A 17,864-nucleotide genomic window follows, 5' to 3' on the forward strand; every position below is an offset into this window, starting at 1 on the left:
TGAGGTACGAAGAAGCAATCACCAACTATGTAGATTTGCCTGCTTAGCGGCCCTTTAAAGTCGGGGCTTGCTTCGCTATTGCTCGCAAGGGCGTGCATGTTTTATGCCTCACAAACAAAAAAGGTCGATGGTATTATACCATCGACCTTTTTCTATCAATCACCTGCTTACGCCTTTTTAGCAGCAGGTTTAACTTCTGGTTTCTTTTTCCTGGTTTCTGCATAAGCGGCGCCGCCTAATGCAAGTACCAATAGTACTGAACCTGCTAATGAGATACTTTCGCCGGTATAATATGCTGCCGGGTGGAAGATGAACTCAATTTTATGGTTACCTAAAGGGATCTGCGCTGCACGTAAAACATAATCAGCACGGAAGTATGGTTTTTCAACACCATCGATCAGCATTTTCCATCCTTTTTCATAATAGATCTCTGAAAAAACAGCAATCTGTCCGCTGGTTGAACCACTTTGGTACACCATGTGATCAGGATTATAGCTAACTAACTTAATGGTCGCAGCAGCATCCCCACCAACCGACTGTTTATCATCAATCAATGGTTTATACTGCTTATCAACAATGGCCTCATCCTTTGGTGCAAAGCTGCTGATGGCCTGCATTTCCTGATCGGCATTGGCGGCAAATTTGATGCTTTTTACAAACCATACATGCCCACAGGCTGTGGCGTTTGATACCATTGCCAGGTTTTGTGATTTATCTTCGGTGATGATATACTTGGTGTTCAGCATGTCCAATACATCATGGTTGGGTGTATTTTGAGCTAACTGTGCATCCATCAGTTCGTCATAACGTTTTAAACGCGCTGCCGAATAACCGCTGATTGATTTATGAAAGAAAGGGTTAAGCCTGTCAAACTTGATCTGTGCCGTTAAATCAAACACACGGAAATCAGGGTCGGTATCCCTGGCTATAAAGTTATCTACCTCACGTGGTTTTATCTGCGCATCAAGCTTATCTGTAAAGTTCGAATCTTTTAAATAACGCTTATCTACCTGCCAAACATCTACTAAAGTAACTACCAATAATATAACAGATAGTACAGTGATGTTGATCTTTTGCTTTATAAATGCCCATAAAAGGCCAAATGCTATTGCAATAAATATTAACGATCTGATGGCATCTGCACGCTCTAAAGCAATCCTGTCTTTCACAAGTGCCGCCGCAATTGAGGTAGCTAATCCACTGTCGCCTTTTAGGGCCTGCGTTAAATAGGCTACGCCGTTATCTTCGGCAGTGGACCTGAATTTCAGGAACAGATCAGGCAATACAGCCAATATAAGGGTAAGGCCGCCGGTTATATAAAAGGCAATCTTTAATTTATTAAAGATGATCTTTTTATCCGCAGTATCAATAATTTCCTGGATAGACAGCAGGGCTAATATCGGGAAACACAAACTGGCAACCGCCAAAATGGATTCAACAGCGCGGAACTTATTATAGAGCGGGAAGTATTTAAAAAACAAGTCAGATACATACGGCCAGTTAGCACCGAATGATAGCAACATGGTTAATACCACAGTACCTAACAACCACCATTTAATGCGGTTTTTTACCACCATTAAGCCAAACACAAACAGGAAGCAGATAACCGCCCCAAAGTAAAACGGACCCGATGTTGATGGTTTATTACCCCAGTACAAGGTAAGCCCGGGGATGCCTGATATTTGCTGTACATAAGTAACTGCCTGATCTTCGGCAAGGCCTTTGTTTATAAATACCTTGGCCGCTTCAGAGTTTTGATCAAGCTCTGCACCGCCGTTTGAAGCACCGCCATAAGCATTGGGCACTAAAAAGGTTAAGCACTCGCCAATACCCTGGCTCCATTCGTAAGCATATTCTTTAGTTAAGCCGTTGCTTGGTTCTTTAGTGTTTTGTGTAAGGTTTGATTTACCACGGTAGCTATCCTTGCTGTACTCAGATGTGCTCCAGATCAATGAGGCATTAATTAGGATAGCCAATAAGGTTGCAGCAGCTATATAACCAACCGATTTTAAAAACGCAACTGTTGTTTTTGATTTTACGGCATGATAAAGCTCAATACCCAATAAAATAAGTAAGGCTAACATCAGGTAATAAGTCATCTGGAAATGGTTGGCCTTAAGCTCCATTGCCAAAAAGAAGGCTGTTAATGCACCGCCTGTAAGGTATTTTCCGCGAAGCGTTAAAATAATACTGGCTATGATAGGGGCAAAAAAGGCAATGGCAAAAGCCTGGTTGGAGTGCCCGGCCACTAACAATATAATATTGTAGGACGAAAACGTAAAAGCTATAGCGCCCGCAGCGGCAAGCCAGGGGTTAAGCTTCAATACGATGAACAGGAAATAAGCCCCTAAAAGGAACACCAATACCGTAAATATAGGATTAGGGAAGGCAGCTGTACCGGCACGTACTATCCAGGTGGTTAAGTTGTTTGGATACGGTGCCCAGATCTGGTAGGCAGGCATCCCGCCAAAAATCTGGTTGGTCCACAAAATGGTGGTATCCTTAGCCTTGTAATCATTAATTTCTTTTTGGGTGGATTGCGCGCCAAGTACATCACTCTGACCTAAAATTTTACCCTGAAATGCAGGGGCAAAATAAACAAGGCATAACACAAAAAAAATTGCAGCAATTATAAAGTGTATGCCGTTACGCTTGAACCAGTTATTCATCTAAGTTTTTTAAAAAGGATTATATCAATCCTCAAAAATAGACATTTGGATGAGAAATGGAATTATAAGTTTAATTGATGGTTTAAGGGAATTATGCTTTACCCCTGAATATAAAAAAACAGGCAATAAGTAAAACAACGGTAGTAATGTAGGTTATGGTGGTAACCTTATCAAAACTCTCAATATTCCTTCGGATAGTAAAGTAGTTGTAAACCCCAAGCGCGGCTAAAACCACCCAAAAAAACCAGTTGATGTGCTTGCTATCGGTAAACAGATCAAGCGCTACAAAAACAACTATAAAATTAGCAATGATAAGAAGTAAAGATTCGGGCGTATTGTTATGCCTGCGCCTGCGCTTAAATACTTCCTGGGGGATCATTTATAAATTTTACCTAAAAGGTTAATATGGGTTAATTAAGACCGGTCAGCTTATTTTATCTCTTCGTAGTCAATAAATTCGCCTTCACTATCGGGTACCTTATTTTTCGGAGCATCCGGAATATAATCTACCTTAACACCATTGCCCGGCTTGGCCTGCTGCGATTGGCGGTAATGTTGCTGCTGCTGATTTTGTTGCTGCGCCTTGCTGATAACGCTTTGAAAAAGCATTGGCAGTAAAGCACGTGCTATATTTCTGATTATATATAGTACAAGTATTGCAATTAAAAGGAAATCTAATAACCTACCCATTTTATTAAAGTTAAGCCCACAAATATAATATTATAACGGCAAAATTGTTTGCTTATGATATTGCTTTGTTTTATGACTGCGTTTTGATGCTAATTGTTACAGCTATTTGGACTTTGATAAAACTATGGCATTTTGAAGGAGTACCGGGACTCATCCCCGGGTTAAAATTTTTCTTCCATCATTTTCTCAAGCGCAAACATCTCATCGCGCAGCCTGGCTGCTAATAAAAAGTCCATGTTTTTGGCGGCGGCAAGCATCTCCTTTTTGGTGTTATCAATTGATTTTTTAAGATCAGGCTTGGTCATATAAGCTACAATCGGATCTGCCGCAAGTGTGGCAACATCTGCCTCAATGTATGCTTTCTGAACGCCACCTTTAAAGTCGACCACTGAGGTTTGTTCAATTATTTCCTCGCGTGTTTTACCTACGGTTAAAGGTGTTATGCCATGTTTGGTATTATAGGCGGTCTGGATTTCGCGACGGCGGGTGGTTTCGTCCATCGTGATCTGCATTGATGCCGTAATTTTATCAGCATACATAATTACCCGGCCACGGTCGTTACGGGCAGCACGGCCTATGGTTTGGATCAATGAACGTTCTGAACGCAGGAAACCTTCCTTATCGGCATCTAAAATAGCTACCAATGAAACCTCCGGTAAATCCAGCCCCTCGCGCAATAGGTTGATCCCTATCAGTACATCAAACTCACCAAGGCGCAGGCCCCGCAATATCTCCACCCTTTCCAGGGTTTTAACTTCTGAGTGTATGTACCGGCACTTAATGCCCAGCCTGTCCATATATTTTGCAAGTTCTTCGGCCATGCGTTTGGTTAGGGTAGTCACCAAAATACGGTCGCCCATTTTAATGGTTTTGTCTACCTCTTCCAGCAGGTCATCAACCTGGTTAATTACGGGACGTATCTCAATAATAGGGTCAAGCAAGCCGGTAGGGCGTATCACCTGCTGTACTACAACCCCTTCTGATTTTTCTAATTCAAAATCGCCGGGAGTAGCACTTACATATATGGTTTGCGGGGCAAGCCTTTCAAACTCCTGGAAATTCAATGGGCGGTTATCCATAGCAGCAGGTAAGCGGAAACCATATTCAACCAGCGAGATCTTGCGCGATCTGTCGCCGCCATACATGGCCCTTATCTGCGGTACGGTAACGTGGCTTTCGTCAATTACCATCAGGTAATCATCCGGGAAATAATCTAACAGGCAAAAGGGCCTTGCACCCGGCTGGCGGCCATCAAAAAACCTGGAATAGTTTTCAATCCCTGAGCAATAACCCAGCTCGCGGATCATCTCCAGGTCGTAATTAACCCTTTCTTCCAAACGCTTGGCCTCTAAAAAGCGGCCATCGCCAATAAATTGTTTTTTACGGGTTTCCAGCTCTTCCTGTATAGCCCAGATAGATTGTGTAAAACGCTCGCGCGGAGCCACATATAAATTGGCAGGGAACAGCACCATGTGCGTCATTTTTTCAATGGTTTTCCCGGTACCCACATCAAAAGTGGTCAGCTCCTCAATATCATCACCAAAAAACGAGATCCTGTAGGCCAGATCCATATAGGCCGGAAAAATATCAACCACATCGCCTTTTACCCTGAAGGTACCGCGTTTAAAATCGGCAGTGGTGCGTGAGTATAAAATTTCAACTAACCTATGTAAAAATGCATTGCGGCTAATTCTTGTCCCTACGGCAAAGCGGAACACCGAATCCTTAAAATCCTCGGGGTTACCCATACCATAAATGCAGGATATGGACGATACCACGATCACATCCCGCCGGCCGCTCATCAAAGCGGAGGTGGTTCGCAGCCTTAGCTTTTCAATTTCCTCATTGATCTGTAAATCTTTTTCAATATAGGTATTGGTGGTTGGGATAAATGCTTCGGGCTGATAGTAATCGTAATAGGATACAAAGTAGTTTACCGCGTTATCCGGAAAAAACTGCTTAAACTCGCCATACAATTGTGCGGCAAGGGTTTTATTATGGCTTAATATAAGCGTAGGCTTTTGCGTTTGCTCAATAACATTGGCTATGGTAAATGTTTTGCCCGAGCCGGTAACCCCAAGCAGTGTTTGAAAAGGATCACTGTTGTTAACCCCTGTAACTAATTGCTTTATAGCTTCGGGCTGATCGCCGGTGGGTTGATATTGAGAGGTGATTTTAAAATCCATAGTGTAATACAAAAATACAAATAATAGTACAACAGAAATCCGTTACGGTTTTAATTCAAAATAAACAATGTGTTGTGACAACCCTATGTCAATAGCATTTTAATTGCTTAAATTTATTTGATAAAATTTTAGCCCTCAGCACAATTTAACAATTGTGAGGCATTAGCTGCAAGCAGGCAAATAAATTATATGTATTTTTAGCTATGATCTTTATCCTGAATAAAACAAACACTATAGCCAACCAATTTTTAGCCGAGCTGCGCGATGTTAACCTGCAGCAGGATAAGGTGCGTTTTAGGCGCAACCAGGAAAAATTAGGCGAGATATTGGCCTATGAGATCAGCAAAACGTTAAGTTATACAGAACAGGAAATACAAACCCCATTAGGTATAGCCCCAATAAACATGCCTGCTGATGAACCTGTTTTGTGTACCATATTACGTGCAGGCCTGCCGTTTCACCAGGGGTTTGTAAATTATTTTGATAAATCGCCATCGGCTTTTGTTACGGCTTACCGCAAGGTTAAAAAAAACGGCACTTTTATTATCAATATAGATCATATTTCGGCCCCGGACATGGAGGGTAAAACCCTGATCATTTGCGATACCATGTTAGCCACCGGGCAAAGCCTGGTACAGGTTTGTAAAGAGCTGATAGCCCAGTACAACCTTAAAGAGCTACATATTGCCGCAGTAATAGCCAGTACGGAAGGTATACAGCATGTACGCGCTAATTTACCAAAGGCAAAACTATGGCTTTGTGCGGTTGATGAGGAGATGACCAGCAAATCATACATTGTACCGGGCCTGGGTGATGCCGGCGACCTTGCATTTGGCGAGAAGGTTTAGGATAAATATTTTATTGGGATACCCTTTGTTTAGCATCCCATTCCCTTTTTAACATAGCGTATTGAAACTCGCTGCCCCAACTGCCTTTAAAAAATACATTCTCAACAAAATAGCCTTCAAGCCTGAAGCCTACACTTTTTAATAAATTAACGGATGCGGTGTTTTCGGTATCGCAAAGTTCAGCCACCCGGTGAAGGTTCAGCGTATCGAACAAAAAGCCTAATACCCCGGTCATCGCTTCTTTAGCATAGCCCTTTCTTTGCTCAAGGTGCGATATGGTGATGCCTATTTCGGCAATCCTTAAATCATACTCATCAATTTTAATAGCGCAATCACCAATTATTCTTTGTTCGGCCCTGTTTTCAATACCATATTGTATCCATTCGCCAGGGTTGCCCAATAGCTTATCCTTTTGTTCCTCAATAAATGCTGCGGCCTCTGTAAGGGTCATTACATCAAAGCCCTGATATTTCACCACTTCGGCATTTGAGCGGTAAATAAAAAAATCGTTCAGATCTGTCGGTTTAAGGTTCCGGATAAAAAGCCGGTTGGTATTTATATTTACGCTTTCCAATTTAGTTTTGCTGTTACAATTTGCTAATATGCGGTTTTTAACGGAGGGGATACATATACCAGCTTACCCCGTTTTGATTTATGCTAACTTCGCATTTTAATATTTACTACAATAATGGATCAATCTGCCATAAAATACAAACACATCTTTTTTGATCTTGACCATACCATCTGGGATTTTGATAAAAACGCCGAAGAAACCCTGTACGAGCTTTATGATATTTACAGGTTAAGCGAAATTGGCCTGCCATCGGCACCCGTATTTATTGAAACTTACACCCGTAATAACCACCAGCTTTGGGCCGAATACCATACCGGGAAGATAACCAAAACGGAGCTGCGCGAAACCCGCTTTAAACGCACCTTTATTGAATTAGGTATTGCGCCCGATAGTATTCCCTTAGCTTTTGAAGATGATTATGTGCTGCTTTGCCCTACCAAAACTCATCTTTTTCCGCATGCGCACCAAACGCTGCAATACCTGCAAGGTAAATATACGCTGCACCTGATCTCGAACGGATTTAAGGAATCATCGGAGTTAAAGATCAACAATACCAAGATCGGGCCTTATTTTCAGAACGTGATCATATCCGAAGTGGTTGGCGTAAACAAACCCGACCCTGCCATATTTGAACACGCCCTGAGCGTTGCCAATGCCAGTAAAAATGAAAGCCTGATGATTGGCGACAGCATTGAGGCCGATATTTATGGTGCATTGAATTTTGGTATTGATGCCATATTTTTCAATCCATTCAATGCTGTTAAGCCCGATGATGTACCAACGCAAATTCACCATTTAAAGGATTTGATAGTGTTATTATAAGACTGTAAATTATACCTCTCCCGAAAGTAATGGGGGCGTAATTGATAGTAATTAAAAAGCCCGTTTATGCAAAGGATGCATGAACGGGCTTTATTCTTTTCGATAAACTTTCGCTTATCAATTATATTACAGGCCGAAAGCTTGTTTTACTTTATCAACGTAATCAAGTTTTTCCCAGGTGAAAAGCTCAACCTCGCGTTTTATCTCGCTGCCATCATGTCCAATGAACGATTTGGTTACCACCTCGTTAGGGCGGCCAAAGTGACCATAAGCAGCAGTTTCGCTGTATATAGGGTTACGCAGTTTAAAGCGGGTTTCAATAGCATAAGGCGTCATGTTGAAAATAGATTCAACCTTTTTAGCTATTTCGCCATCAGTTAAGCCCAGTTTGCTGGTGCCATAAGTATTTACATAAATACCCATTGGTTTTGCAACGCCTATGGCGTATGATACCTGTACCAAAACTTCCTGTGCAATACCGGCAGCCACCAGGTTTTTAGCAATATGGCGGGTTGCGTAAGCAGCAGAACGGTCAACCTTTGATGGATCTTTACCAGAAAAAGCACCACCACCGTGTGCACCTTTACCACCATAAGTATCTACAATAATTTTACGGCCTGTTAAACCGGTATCACCATGCGGGCCGCCAATAACAAACTTGCCTGTTGGGTTAATGTGATAAGTAATATCATCATTAAAAAAGTGAGCGTATTTTTCGTACTTGGCTTTTACCCTTGGGATAAGGATGCTGATAATATCCTTGCTTATTTTGGCAAGCATGGCAGTTTCCTCGTCAAAGTCATCATGCTGGGTTGATATAACAATAGCATCAATACGTACCGGTGTATTGTTATCATCGTACTCAAGCGTTACCTGCGATTTTGCATCAGGGCGAAGGTATTTAATATCCGAGTTTTCGCGGCGGATAGCTGCAAGCTCTATTAATAAAGCGTGGGCAATATCCAAAGCTAAAGGCATATAGTTATCAGTTTCGCTGGTAGCATAGCCAAACATCATACCTTGGTCGCCGGCACCCTGCTCTTCTTTAGCAGTGCGGTCAACACCCTGGTTAATATCAGGAGATTGCTCGTGAATGGCTGACAATACCCCGCATGAGCTGCCATCAAACATATACTCACCTTTTGTATAGCCTATTTTATTAATAACCTCGCGGGCAATTTTCTGCACGTCTAAATAAGCTTTTGATTTTACTTCACCAGCTAAAAAAACCTGGCCGGTAGTAACCAATGTTTCGCAGGCTACCTTTGATTCAGGATCAAAAGCTAAAAAATGATCTATCAAAGCATCCGATATCTGGTCGGCAACTTTATCCGGATGTCCTTCTGATACGGACTCTGATGTGAATAAGTATGACATAAAATTTTATAAGATAAACTTAAAACGAACTAAGAAATGTTTTTATAGATTAAACGAAAAAACAAAGAAAACAGATTTGAAGGGGATTGTAGTAAAAAGAAGCATTGGTTTTAGCACTTTTTTACGTGGTTGCAATCCAGTTCGTTGTAAAACGAATCAATAAATCAGTCCACTTTCAGGCGGCTAAATTAAAACAATTTTTACAAAGCCGAAAATAGATTTACTTTTGCCGCAATAATTATATATAGTTGGAACGGAAAGCGTTATTTATTATAAATCCAATATCGGGAGGGAAGAAAAAAGACGGTGTTCCGGATTTGATCAGGCAGTACCTCGATGCCAATATATATAAGGCAACAATTGTATTTAGCGATGGCGTATCACACGCCCGGCAGATAGCTAAAGAAGCGGTGAACGAATTTGATCTTATTGTTGCCGTTGGCGGCGATGGTACGGTTAATGAAGTAGCATCGGCCATTACGGGCAGCAATACCGCTTTAGGTATAGTTCCTTTTGGCTCAGGCAATGGCTTATCCCGGTTTTTAAGTATCCCCATGAATACGATTGAGGCCATCAAACTGCTTAATACCGGCAAAGCTATTTTTATAGATTCGGGTAAAATGAATGGCCGCTCGTTTTTTAATATGGCGGGTATGGGTTTTGATGCCCACATCAGCGAGGTTTTTTCGCATACCAAAAAACGGGGTTTCTTTTCTTATATCAAATCATCCATACAAGAAGTAACCAATTATAAGCCGCAGCTATATCAAATTGAAATTGATGGTAAGGTTTATGAGCGCGAAGCGTTTATGCTGAGTTTTGCCAATTCATCGCAATATGGTAACAATGCACATATCTCACCCGGCGCATCAGTTCAGGATGGTTTGCTGGATGTTTGCGTGATAAAGCAGTTCCCTTTATGGCGTTTTGTGGAGATGGGGATCAGGATGCTGACAAAAACGGTTGAAAGCACCAAATATGTTGAGATCATCCGCGGAAAAAAAATTCATGTTAAACGTGCCGCACCCGGCCCGGTGCACCTGGATGGCGAACCCCGCATTGCAGGTGAAGATACCGAGGTTGAAGTAGTGCCTCACTCATTAAAAGTAATTACCGGCAGTGGCTACCATAAGGGATAGTGCTCATAGCTGCAATACTGCTTATATTGGTATTAAATTTATAATACAGGCCGTTTTATTATAAGATTTTTAAATCATGGCAAAAAAGAACTTTACAGGCGTAGTTTACTCAACCGATCCGGATTTTGAATACCAGGAAAACGGGGGTAATGGATCGGCAACCCTGCCACCGCAGCAACAAAACCTAAAAATATACCTCGACCGTAAGGGTGGGGGCAAGCTGGTTACCCGGGTAAGCGGCTTTATAGGTACTGATGAAGACCTGGAAGTGATCGGCAAAAAGCTAAAATCAAAATGTGGAGTAGGCGGATCGGCAAAAGATGCCGAGATATTAATACAAGGTGACCACCGCGAAAAAGTGCTTACTTTATTGGTTGCCGATGGCTATAAAGCAAAAAAAGCAGGCGGATAATGTATTTCTACGCTTTTTTTTGACTTTTGCTTGATGAATTTTACCTCCTTTCGCGCCTAAATATGCCAATTGTTGCAATTAAATTGCAACTGAATAAATATTACTTGCTACCACAAGTTAACAATCAGGCAAAATTTACCTCCTTGAATATCAGGCGTATTTGAAGCCGTACTTAAACAGTAAATACCCCCTTAGACTAAACTATATCATGTTAGTTACATAATTTTTATGTGTTACCACTTGTTATTATTAAAAAAAATAGGTTTTATTGTAAAAAATTGTTGTGCTAAACACAATTTTTGTTTTCCGGTACGTTATGTATCCACCAATGTGCTAACCGAAGGAGGCTTGTATTATTAAATTATAAAGAATAACATAAAAAGTTTTTTTATTTCATATAAATCCTATTTTTGTTATTCGCATAACTAATTGCATTTAAATAACTTATACATAAACTAAAAACTAAAACTAAAAACTAAAAGTAATGGCAAACGCACCAACAAAACCAATTAGCCCTATTAAAACCGAGAAACCAGCTGCATCAGGCTTGTTTGCAACGCTTACTATTCCAATCTGTATTGTGGTTGCTATCTTAATATTCATATTTATATTAGGCGATGCAAGTCACTTTGAAGGTGGTGACCCGGAAAAAGGTCTTCCAACTGACTTCTTCGGTAGGATTCACAAGGGTGGTAACCTTGTACCGGTTATCATGTCTTACCTATTAATGGTAATCGTATTTTCTATTGAGCGTTTTGTTGTTATCGGCAAAGCATCTGGAACAAGCAATGTTGACGTATTTGTAAGAAAAGTACAAAGCTTCCTTAACGCAGGTAACATTGATGCTGCTTCAGCTGAGTGTGACAAGCAAAAAGGTTCAGTTGCTAACGTTATCAAATCAGGTTTGAAAAAATACCGTGAAATGGAATTAGAGGCAACACTTGATGTTGATCAAAAAACATTAGCTATCCAAAAAGATATTGAAGAAGCTACTTCATTGGAAATGCCAATGCTTGAGCAAAACTTAACCATCATTGCTACCTTAGTATCAATCGGTACATTAACAGGTCTATTAGGTACAGTATTTGGTATGATCAACGCGTTCGCGGCATTAGCAGCTTCAGGTTCGGCAAGTTCAACTGCACTTTCTGCATCTATCTCTGAAGCATTGGTTAACACTGCATTAGGTATCAGTACATCAGCAATTTCAATTGTTATGTATAACGTGTTTACATCTAAAATAGACAAGTTAACTTACGCAATTGACGAAACTGGATTCAGCATCGTTCAAACATTTGCTGCATCTCACAAAAATAAATAAGAGATTCGCTATTGCTTAGTTTTCACCGATAGTCAGTCCTGCTTAAACTGGCCTGACTATCGGATAGTATAATCAATTTATACACTCTATTAAAATTAACAAATTATGCCCAGAGTAAAAGTTGCCAGGAAAAGCACTCATATAGATATGACCGCAATGTGCGATGTGGCTTTCCTGTTGCTTACCTTTTTCATATTAACAGCAAAGCCAAGGGTTGATGACCCCGTGAAGGCTGAAGTGCCTTCTTCATCAAAAGAAAAAATTGTACCCGAAACCAATTTAGGATTAATAACCGTTGGTGGTAACAACCAGATTTTTTATTCAGTATCAGGTAGTGACGTACGTTCAGAGGCTTTAAAGGCAATGGGCGATAAATACAAACAATCTTTTACACCCGAAGAAATTGTTAAGTTTTCAAACACCGAAGTATTTGGTGTGCCTATGGCTCAGCTAAAATCCTTTTTGAATATGAGCGATGATGAAAAGAAAGCTTATAAACAACCAGGTATACCTGCTGATACAACCAACAACAATGAATTGTCAAACTGGATATTAACCTCACGTAAGGCTAACAAGGCATTACATGATAAGGATCTTGATATTGCTATAAAAGGTGATAAAAAAGAACAATACCCGGTAATTCATGAAGTAATTGAGGTATTAGGGAAACAAAAATTATTTAAGTTTAGTTTAATTACCGATCTAAAAGCGGCACCTAAAAAATAAAAAATCATGGCAGAATTAGATACCTCCAGCGGGGGCGGTAAAGGCGGGAAAGTAAGGAGTAAAAAAGCTTCAACACGTGTTGATTTAACAGCAATGGTTGATTTGGCTTTCTTGCTGATCACTTTCTTTATGCTAACCACCACCCTTGCAAAAAAGAAAGCAATGGACCTGGCCATGCCGGATAACTCAGTAAAAACGAGTAATTTACCAGTTGCTGCTACCCGTTCCATGACTATCCTTTTAGGCAGTCATAACAAGATCGAGTGGTACATTGGCGAACCCGGTAAAACAGCCCCTACGGTTGACAACTATGGTAAAGACGGATTAAGAAAAGCATTAATTGAAAACGGTAAAGCAATTGCCGATTCACATGCTGCTCCTGATAACTTTATGATTGTTCTGATCAAACCAAGTGATAAATCAACTTACGAAAATTTGGTTTCAGCACTTGATGAAATGAGCATCACCGCCGTTCAATCGTACGCAATTGTTCCAATTACACCACTTGAAATTGGTGATTTGCAAAAAAATCAAATCTATTAGTAATTTAATAATTACTATAAACGTTAATTAATACTAAAGCTAAACAAATGTTTGGATCAAAATTAGACATATTAGATCAGAAGTGGATCGATGTCGTATTTACGGGTCGTAACAAAAGCTATGGTGCATACGAATTAAGACGAGATAACGGACGTAACACCCGTAATGCTCTTATTATAGGTATCATATTCTTTGTGGTTGCTGTATCAGCTAATACCATCCTCAACATGATCGCTGGGTTTATACCCAAGGCCAAGGAGAAAGTTAAGATCACCAACGTGGTATTGTCACCACCCCCTGTGGATTTAAAAAAACCACCTCCCCCGCCGCCACCTGAACCGCCTAAACCAAAGGTTGACCAGGTTAAGTTCCCTCCTCCGGTTGTAAAACCAGATATTGAGGTTAAAGAAAAACCACCAACCGTTAAAGAGTTGGAGGTTGCTGACCCAGGTCAGAAAAACCTTAAAGGAGATAAGAACGCCGACGTAACTATTGATGAACCGGTAGGTACATCTGACCAAAAAGTAACCGAAGAGGATCCTAATAAGATCTTTACCTCGGTAGAGAAGATTCCGGAGTTTCCGGGAGGCGCTGATGCTTTTGGAAGATACTTATCAAAAAACATCCACTACCCGGCAGTAGCCAGGGAAAATGGTACTCAGGGACGTGTAATCGTTAGTTTCGTTTGCGAACGCGATGGCTCATTAACTGATGTTCACGTTGCCCGTGGTATTGGAGATGGTTGCGATGAAGAAGCTATCCGTGTAATTAAAGCTTCTCCGCATTGGACACCAGGTATACAAAACGGCCGTCCGGTTCGTGTTGCATACAGCGTACCAATCGCGTTTACTTTATCTGAATAAAAAGATCAATGTTATTGAACAATAAAAAGCAAAAATCGCTCAAAAGGCGGTTTTTGCTTATTTTAGGAGTCGCAACATTTATATGTGTGTGTACTTTAGGCGGGATGATCATTTTTTGGGACCTGATGCTGCCCAGCATGTCAAAAACCCAGAAAATTGTTATTGGCTCAGTTTTAATTATTTATGGTGTTTTACGTTTCTCAAGAATATTAAAGAAAGACCCGGATGAAGAATAATTTTAAATTATTACTTACTGGTTTGGTTTTACTGACCGTTTTTCAAGGCTGTAAACAAAAAGAGAAGAAAGATAATCTGGATCGTTTTACCAATAATAATGCACAGATAACCGTCGACGAATCTTTTCGCCCTATTGTTGACGAAGAACTCTACGTTTTTAAGGCGATCTACAACGATGTTAAGCCGAGGATCATTTACGGGCCCGAAAGTACAGTGATCAACCTGTTGCTCGAAGATACGGTAAGGATAGCCATCCTGTCGCGAGATTTAACCAAACCCGAATACCAGGAGTTAGCTACCCGCAATTTAAAGCCTATTGTAAACCGTTTTGCCATTGATGCAGTTACCTTAATTGTTAACCAGGCATCAAATGACACCACCATTACGGTAAGCGATATTAAAAAAATGCTTAACGGCAATACTAAACAGGACAAAAATATCGTTTTTGATAATCCTAACTCTGGTTTGGTAAGGTACCTGAAAGAGCTTTCAGGTAATAATGATCTGAAACAAAAAAACATTTACGCGCTTAAATCAAATAAGGATGTTATTAAATACGTTAGTGAAAACCCCAATGCCATAGGTATCACGGGGTTTAGCTGGCTTAATGACCCTGATAAGGATTATGCAGATGCAGTTGCAAAGGTTAAAATTGTTTCGGTTAAGGATGATGGTGCTAAAAGCAAATCAGATCAGTATTACGCACCTTCGCAAAATACACTTGCTTTAAAGCAATATCCGTTAACCCGCAATTTGTATATTTTAAATTGTACTGGTAATTTTGGTTTGGGTATGAAATTTGCTGCCTTTATAAGCAGTGACCGCGGACAACGTATAATTTTAAAATCAGGGCTATTGCCTGATGAGATACCCGGCAGGGAAATTAATGTTGTATCAAAAATAAAACAATAACAGTTGTATTAAACTTATAACTAATAATACAATCTAATAAGTATTATATTGCCGGGGAAATATTAACTTTATACTCCTGCTAAAAATAAACTATTAAACAACGGTGTGGCCTTTTGGGTATCGCTAAATATTAACTAAAATGAATGATTAATCCGGTGATTAGTATGAGCCCAATAAACAAAACAGCTCAAATTCTTCATTGTCTTAAAAACAAAATTACTCAAAATGAAAATGATCAGTAAAATAGCTGGCGCAGGATTGGGATTGGTGTTATTAGGCTCATCAGTTTTTGCGCAAAGTTTAGCCGATGCAAAAAAGGCTATCGACGCAGAGCAGTATCAAAAAGCCAAATCGATGCTAAAAAACCTTACTACCACGCAGGCAGATAAGGACGAGAACTTTTTTTACCTGGGATGGGTTTATCTGAAACAAGATTATACCGACTCGGCAAAAGCGGCCTTTAACAAAGGTATTGCAGTAAACAGTAAATCTGCCTTAAACTATGATGGTTTAGGCGCAGCAGCACATGTTGAAAAAGATAACAGCACAGCTGCAACAAACTTTAACCAGGCAATTGCATTGGCTGGTAAAAACAGCAAACCTTACCTGTATGCAGGTTTAGGTTATTTGTTACCGGTTAGCGGCGCTGTGGTTGGTCCAAACGGATCAGCAATTGCCCCTGCAGATGCCGACGCAGCTATTGCGGTTTTAACCAAAGGAAAAACCATCAATCCAAAAGATGTTGAATTGCTTATTGCCCTGGGTGATGCTTACCGTTCACAATTAAAAAGTAACGATGCTTACGATAACTATTCGGCAGCATTGGCCATTGATCCAAAATCAGCAGCAGCTAACGTAGCTACCGGTGTATTGTGGAGATATGCTGATAACTTTGAAGATTCGCAAAAGCAATTTCAGGCAGCATTGGCAAGTGATGCCAACTACGGCCCTGCTTACCGCGAGTGGGCTGAAACTGATGTGCGCTGGGCAGGTAAAGAACCTACACAGTATGATGCAAAGGTTAAAGAAGCCGTTGAAAACTTTAAAAAATACATTAGCTTAACTGATTATTCAGTTGAAACGCAAATGCGTTATGCCGATTTCCTGATCAGGGCTAAAGATTATGTTACGCTGCAAAAAGTAGCCTCCGATCTTACTGCATCAGCAAAAAGTAACTTAAGGGTTTACCGTTATTTAGGCTATGCAGCTTACGAAAATAAGGATTACCCTGCTGCAGAAACAGCCATGAGCAAATGGGTAACTCAAGCTGGCGATAAACGTGTATTGCCAAATGATTACTTGTACTTAGGCCGTATTGATATAGCCATGAAAAAGGATTCAATGGGCGTAATGAACCTGCGTAAAGCCTTAACTATGGATACCACCCAAGGTGATATTTATGGCGATATTGCAAAATCATTATACCAGATAGGTAAATACAAAGAAGCTGCTGAAGCTTATCATAAATTCGGTGAGAAATCGCGTTCAGCTACTCTTAATGATCACTTTAAAGAAGGATTCAGTTACTTCCAGGCTTATACTGACGATTTAGATAAAGCTAAAAAGGATAAAAATTATAAAGCTGATACTTTACTATTAATCAGAGCTGATTCTGCTTATTCATACGTAGAGCACAAGGCTGCAAAACCAAATGCATCTGTTGCATTATATCATGCTTACATTAAGGATTATGAGGATAATGACAGGAACAACATTAAGGGTTTAGCTAAACCTTACTACGAACAGTATATTCAACTGGTTTTAGCAAAGGGTACGCCTGATGATAAAACTAAATTAAGCCTGGCAAATGCTTATGCTTATTTAGGTAACTATGCCGAAAATAAGGAAAAGGATCAGGCTAAAGCACTTGATTTGTATACAAAAGCTAAGGAAATGGACCCTACCAATAATCAGGTAGTGTATTTCTTCCAGAAAAAAGGTGCCGGAAAAACTAAATAATTCAATTATTATAAATAGAAGGAGCCCTATGATTTATCATAGGGCTTTTTTATTGTAGTTGCATTTGTATATTTGCAGCATGGAAGTTCAAAGTTTACCTATTAATTACCTGCCCATCATTTTCCAAATGCTGGTTGCTTTGGGTTTTGTGGTTCTCGTTATGTTGATAACTCACAAAATTGGTCCTAAACGTGCAACTAAAGATAAGTTAACACCATTTGAATCAGGTATTGAGGTGGTAGGTAACGCGCGTACTCCAATATCAATCAAGTACTTTTTGGTTGCTATCCTTTTTGTATTGTTTGATGTGGAGGTTATTTTTATGTACCCATGGGCAGTAAACTTCAGAGATCTGGGTAACCAGGGTATGATTGATATGTTCATCTTTATGGGTACGCTGTTGGCCGGCTTTATCTATGTAATAAAAAAAGGTGCTTTAGATTGGGATTAACCCATCTTTTATAAACAAACCCATCAACCCCGAAAGGGCAAGGAAAATATTTTAAGGGTTTGGCAATAATTAGATGATTTACCTGTTTAGAATAATTCTAAATATAATCACCTTGTTGCATAGTGTATATCTTAC

General features: G+C 40.1%; 18 protein-coding genes. 12 read left to right on the plus strand and 6 right to left on the minus strand.

The features are described from left to right. Positions 1 to 167: 167 nt before the first annotated feature. From ACQY4U_RS06525 to uvrB, 4 genes are all read right to left on the minus strand, one after another. Positions 168 to 2,669, minus strand: a complete 2,502-nt coding sequence (locus ACQY4U_RS06525; protein ID WP_428328588.1) for a hypothetical protein — start codon at positions 2,667 to 2,669, stop codon at positions 168 to 170. A 91-nt stretch (positions 2,670 to 2,760) separates the two neighbouring features. After that, on the minus strand, positions 2,761 to 3,048 hold the full coding sequence (locus tag ACQY4U_RS06530) for a hypothetical protein (RefSeq protein ID WP_428328589.1): 288 nt from the start codon (positions 3,046 to 3,048) through the stop codon (positions 2,761 to 2,763). A gap of 50 nt (positions 3,049 to 3,098) precedes the next feature. Then, positions 3,099 to 3,359 (minus strand): DUF4834 family protein, encoded by a 261-nt coding sequence (locus ACQY4U_RS06535; RefSeq protein ID WP_428328590.1) that lies wholly within the window; start codon positions 3,357 to 3,359, stop codon positions 3,099 to 3,101. 161 nt (positions 3,360 to 3,520) lie between these two features. Beyond that, positions 3,521 to 5,545, minus strand: coding sequence for an excinuclease ABC subunit UvrB (gene uvrB / locus ACQY4U_RS06540; protein WP_428328591.1), 2,025 nt, complete (start codon positions 5,543 to 5,545; stop codon positions 3,521 to 3,523). 203 nt (positions 5,546 to 5,748) lie between these two features. Between uvrB and upp the strand changes: the two genes are divergently transcribed. Then, positions 5,749 to 6,393: a uracil phosphoribosyltransferase gene (gene upp / locus ACQY4U_RS06545; RefSeq protein ID WP_428328592.1), complete on the plus strand. Its 645-nt coding sequence runs from the start codon at positions 5,749 to 5,751 to the stop codon at positions 6,391 to 6,393. 10 nt (positions 6,394 to 6,403) lie between these two features. On the opposite strand, the gene ACQY4U_RS06550 is transcribed toward upp, so the two are convergent. Continuing rightward, positions 6,404 to 6,967, minus strand: a complete 564-nt coding sequence (locus ACQY4U_RS06550; protein WP_428328593.1) for a GNAT family N-acetyltransferase — start codon at positions 6,965 to 6,967, stop codon at positions 6,404 to 6,406. 114 nt (positions 6,968 to 7,081) lie between these two features. Between ACQY4U_RS06550 and ACQY4U_RS06555 the strand changes: the two genes are divergently transcribed. Further along, the gene (locus tag ACQY4U_RS06555; protein ID WP_428328594.1) at positions 7,082 to 7,789 is read left to right on the plus strand and encodes a YjjG family noncanonical pyrimidine nucleotidase; all 708 of its coding nucleotides are present in this window, start codon (positions 7,082 to 7,084) and stop codon (positions 7,787 to 7,789) included. Between the two features lie 126 nt (positions 7,790 to 7,915). On the opposite strand, the gene metK is transcribed toward ACQY4U_RS06555, so the two are convergent. Next, positions 7,916 to 9,166 carry a methionine adenosyltransferase gene (metK, locus tag ACQY4U_RS06560; protein WP_428328595.1) on the minus strand — a complete coding sequence of 417 codons (1,251 nt, stop codon included), beginning with the start codon at positions 9,164 to 9,166 and terminating at the stop codon, positions 7,916 to 7,918. A 248-nt stretch (positions 9,167 to 9,414) separates the two neighbouring features. On the opposite strand from metK, the gene ACQY4U_RS06565 reads away from it, so the two are divergent. The 10 genes from ACQY4U_RS06565 to ACQY4U_RS06610 all read left to right on the plus strand — a co-directional run bounded on the left by ACQY4U_RS06565 (position 9,415) and on the right by ACQY4U_RS06610 (position 17,729). Beyond that, positions 9,415 to 10,305, plus strand: coding sequence for a diacylglycerol/lipid kinase family protein (locus tag ACQY4U_RS06565; RefSeq protein ID WP_428328596.1), 891 nt, complete (start codon positions 9,415 to 9,417; stop codon positions 10,303 to 10,305). Positions 10,306 to 10,381: 76 nt separating this feature from the next. Continuing rightward, positions 10,382 to 10,717 (plus strand): translation initiation factor, encoded by a 336-nt coding sequence (locus ACQY4U_RS06570; protein ID WP_428328597.1) that lies wholly within the window; start codon positions 10,382 to 10,384, stop codon positions 10,715 to 10,717. A 484-nt stretch (positions 10,718 to 11,201) separates the two neighbouring features. Beyond that, complete coding sequence (locus ACQY4U_RS06575; protein WP_428328598.1) at positions 11,202 to 12,038, plus strand: MotA/TolQ/ExbB proton channel family protein; 837 nt, start codon at positions 11,202 to 11,204, stop codon at positions 12,036 to 12,038. Between the two features lie 105 nt (positions 12,039 to 12,143). Continuing rightward, positions 12,144 to 12,764: an ExbD/TolR family protein gene (locus ACQY4U_RS06580; protein WP_428328599.1), complete on the plus strand. Its 621-nt coding sequence runs from the start codon at positions 12,144 to 12,146 to the stop codon at positions 12,762 to 12,764. Between the two features lie 6 nt (positions 12,765 to 12,770). Next, a complete protein-coding gene (locus tag ACQY4U_RS06585; protein ID WP_428328600.1) occupies positions 12,771 to 13,307 on the plus strand; it encodes an ExbD/TolR family protein in 537 nt (178 codons plus the stop codon). 47 nt (positions 13,308 to 13,354) lie between these two features. After that, on the plus strand, positions 13,355 to 14,170 hold the full coding sequence (locus ACQY4U_RS06590) for an energy transducer TonB (protein WP_428328601.1): 816 nt from the start codon (positions 13,355 to 13,357) through the stop codon (positions 14,168 to 14,170). 104 nt (positions 14,171 to 14,274) lie between these two features. Then, a complete protein-coding gene (locus tag ACQY4U_RS06595) occupies positions 14,275 to 14,406 on the plus strand; it encodes a hypothetical protein (protein WP_428328602.1) in 132 nt (43 codons plus the stop codon). Next, positions 14,396 to 15,319 carry a PstS family phosphate ABC transporter substrate-binding protein gene (locus tag ACQY4U_RS06600; RefSeq protein WP_428328603.1) on the plus strand — a complete coding sequence of 308 codons (924 nt, stop codon included), beginning with the start codon at positions 14,396 to 14,398 and terminating at the stop codon, positions 15,317 to 15,319. Before ACQY4U_RS06595 ends, ACQY4U_RS06600 begins: the two co-directional genes overlap by 11 nt. Positions 15,320 to 15,544: 225 nt before the next feature. Then, complete coding sequence (locus tag ACQY4U_RS06605) at positions 15,545 to 17,278, plus strand: tetratricopeptide repeat protein (protein ID WP_428328604.1); 1,734 nt, start codon at positions 15,545 to 15,547, stop codon at positions 17,276 to 17,278. 79 nt (positions 17,279 to 17,357) lie between these two features. Further along, complete coding sequence (locus tag ACQY4U_RS06610) at positions 17,358 to 17,729, plus strand: NADH-quinone oxidoreductase subunit A (RefSeq protein WP_428328605.1); 372 nt, start codon at positions 17,358 to 17,360, stop codon at positions 17,727 to 17,729. Positions 17,730 to 17,864 lie beyond the last annotated feature (135 nt).

This window comes from Mucilaginibacter sp., assembly GCF_965277465.1.
In the GTDB taxonomy this organism is placed as follows: Bacteria; Bacteroidota; Bacteroidia; order Sphingobacteriales; family Sphingobacteriaceae; genus Mucilaginibacter.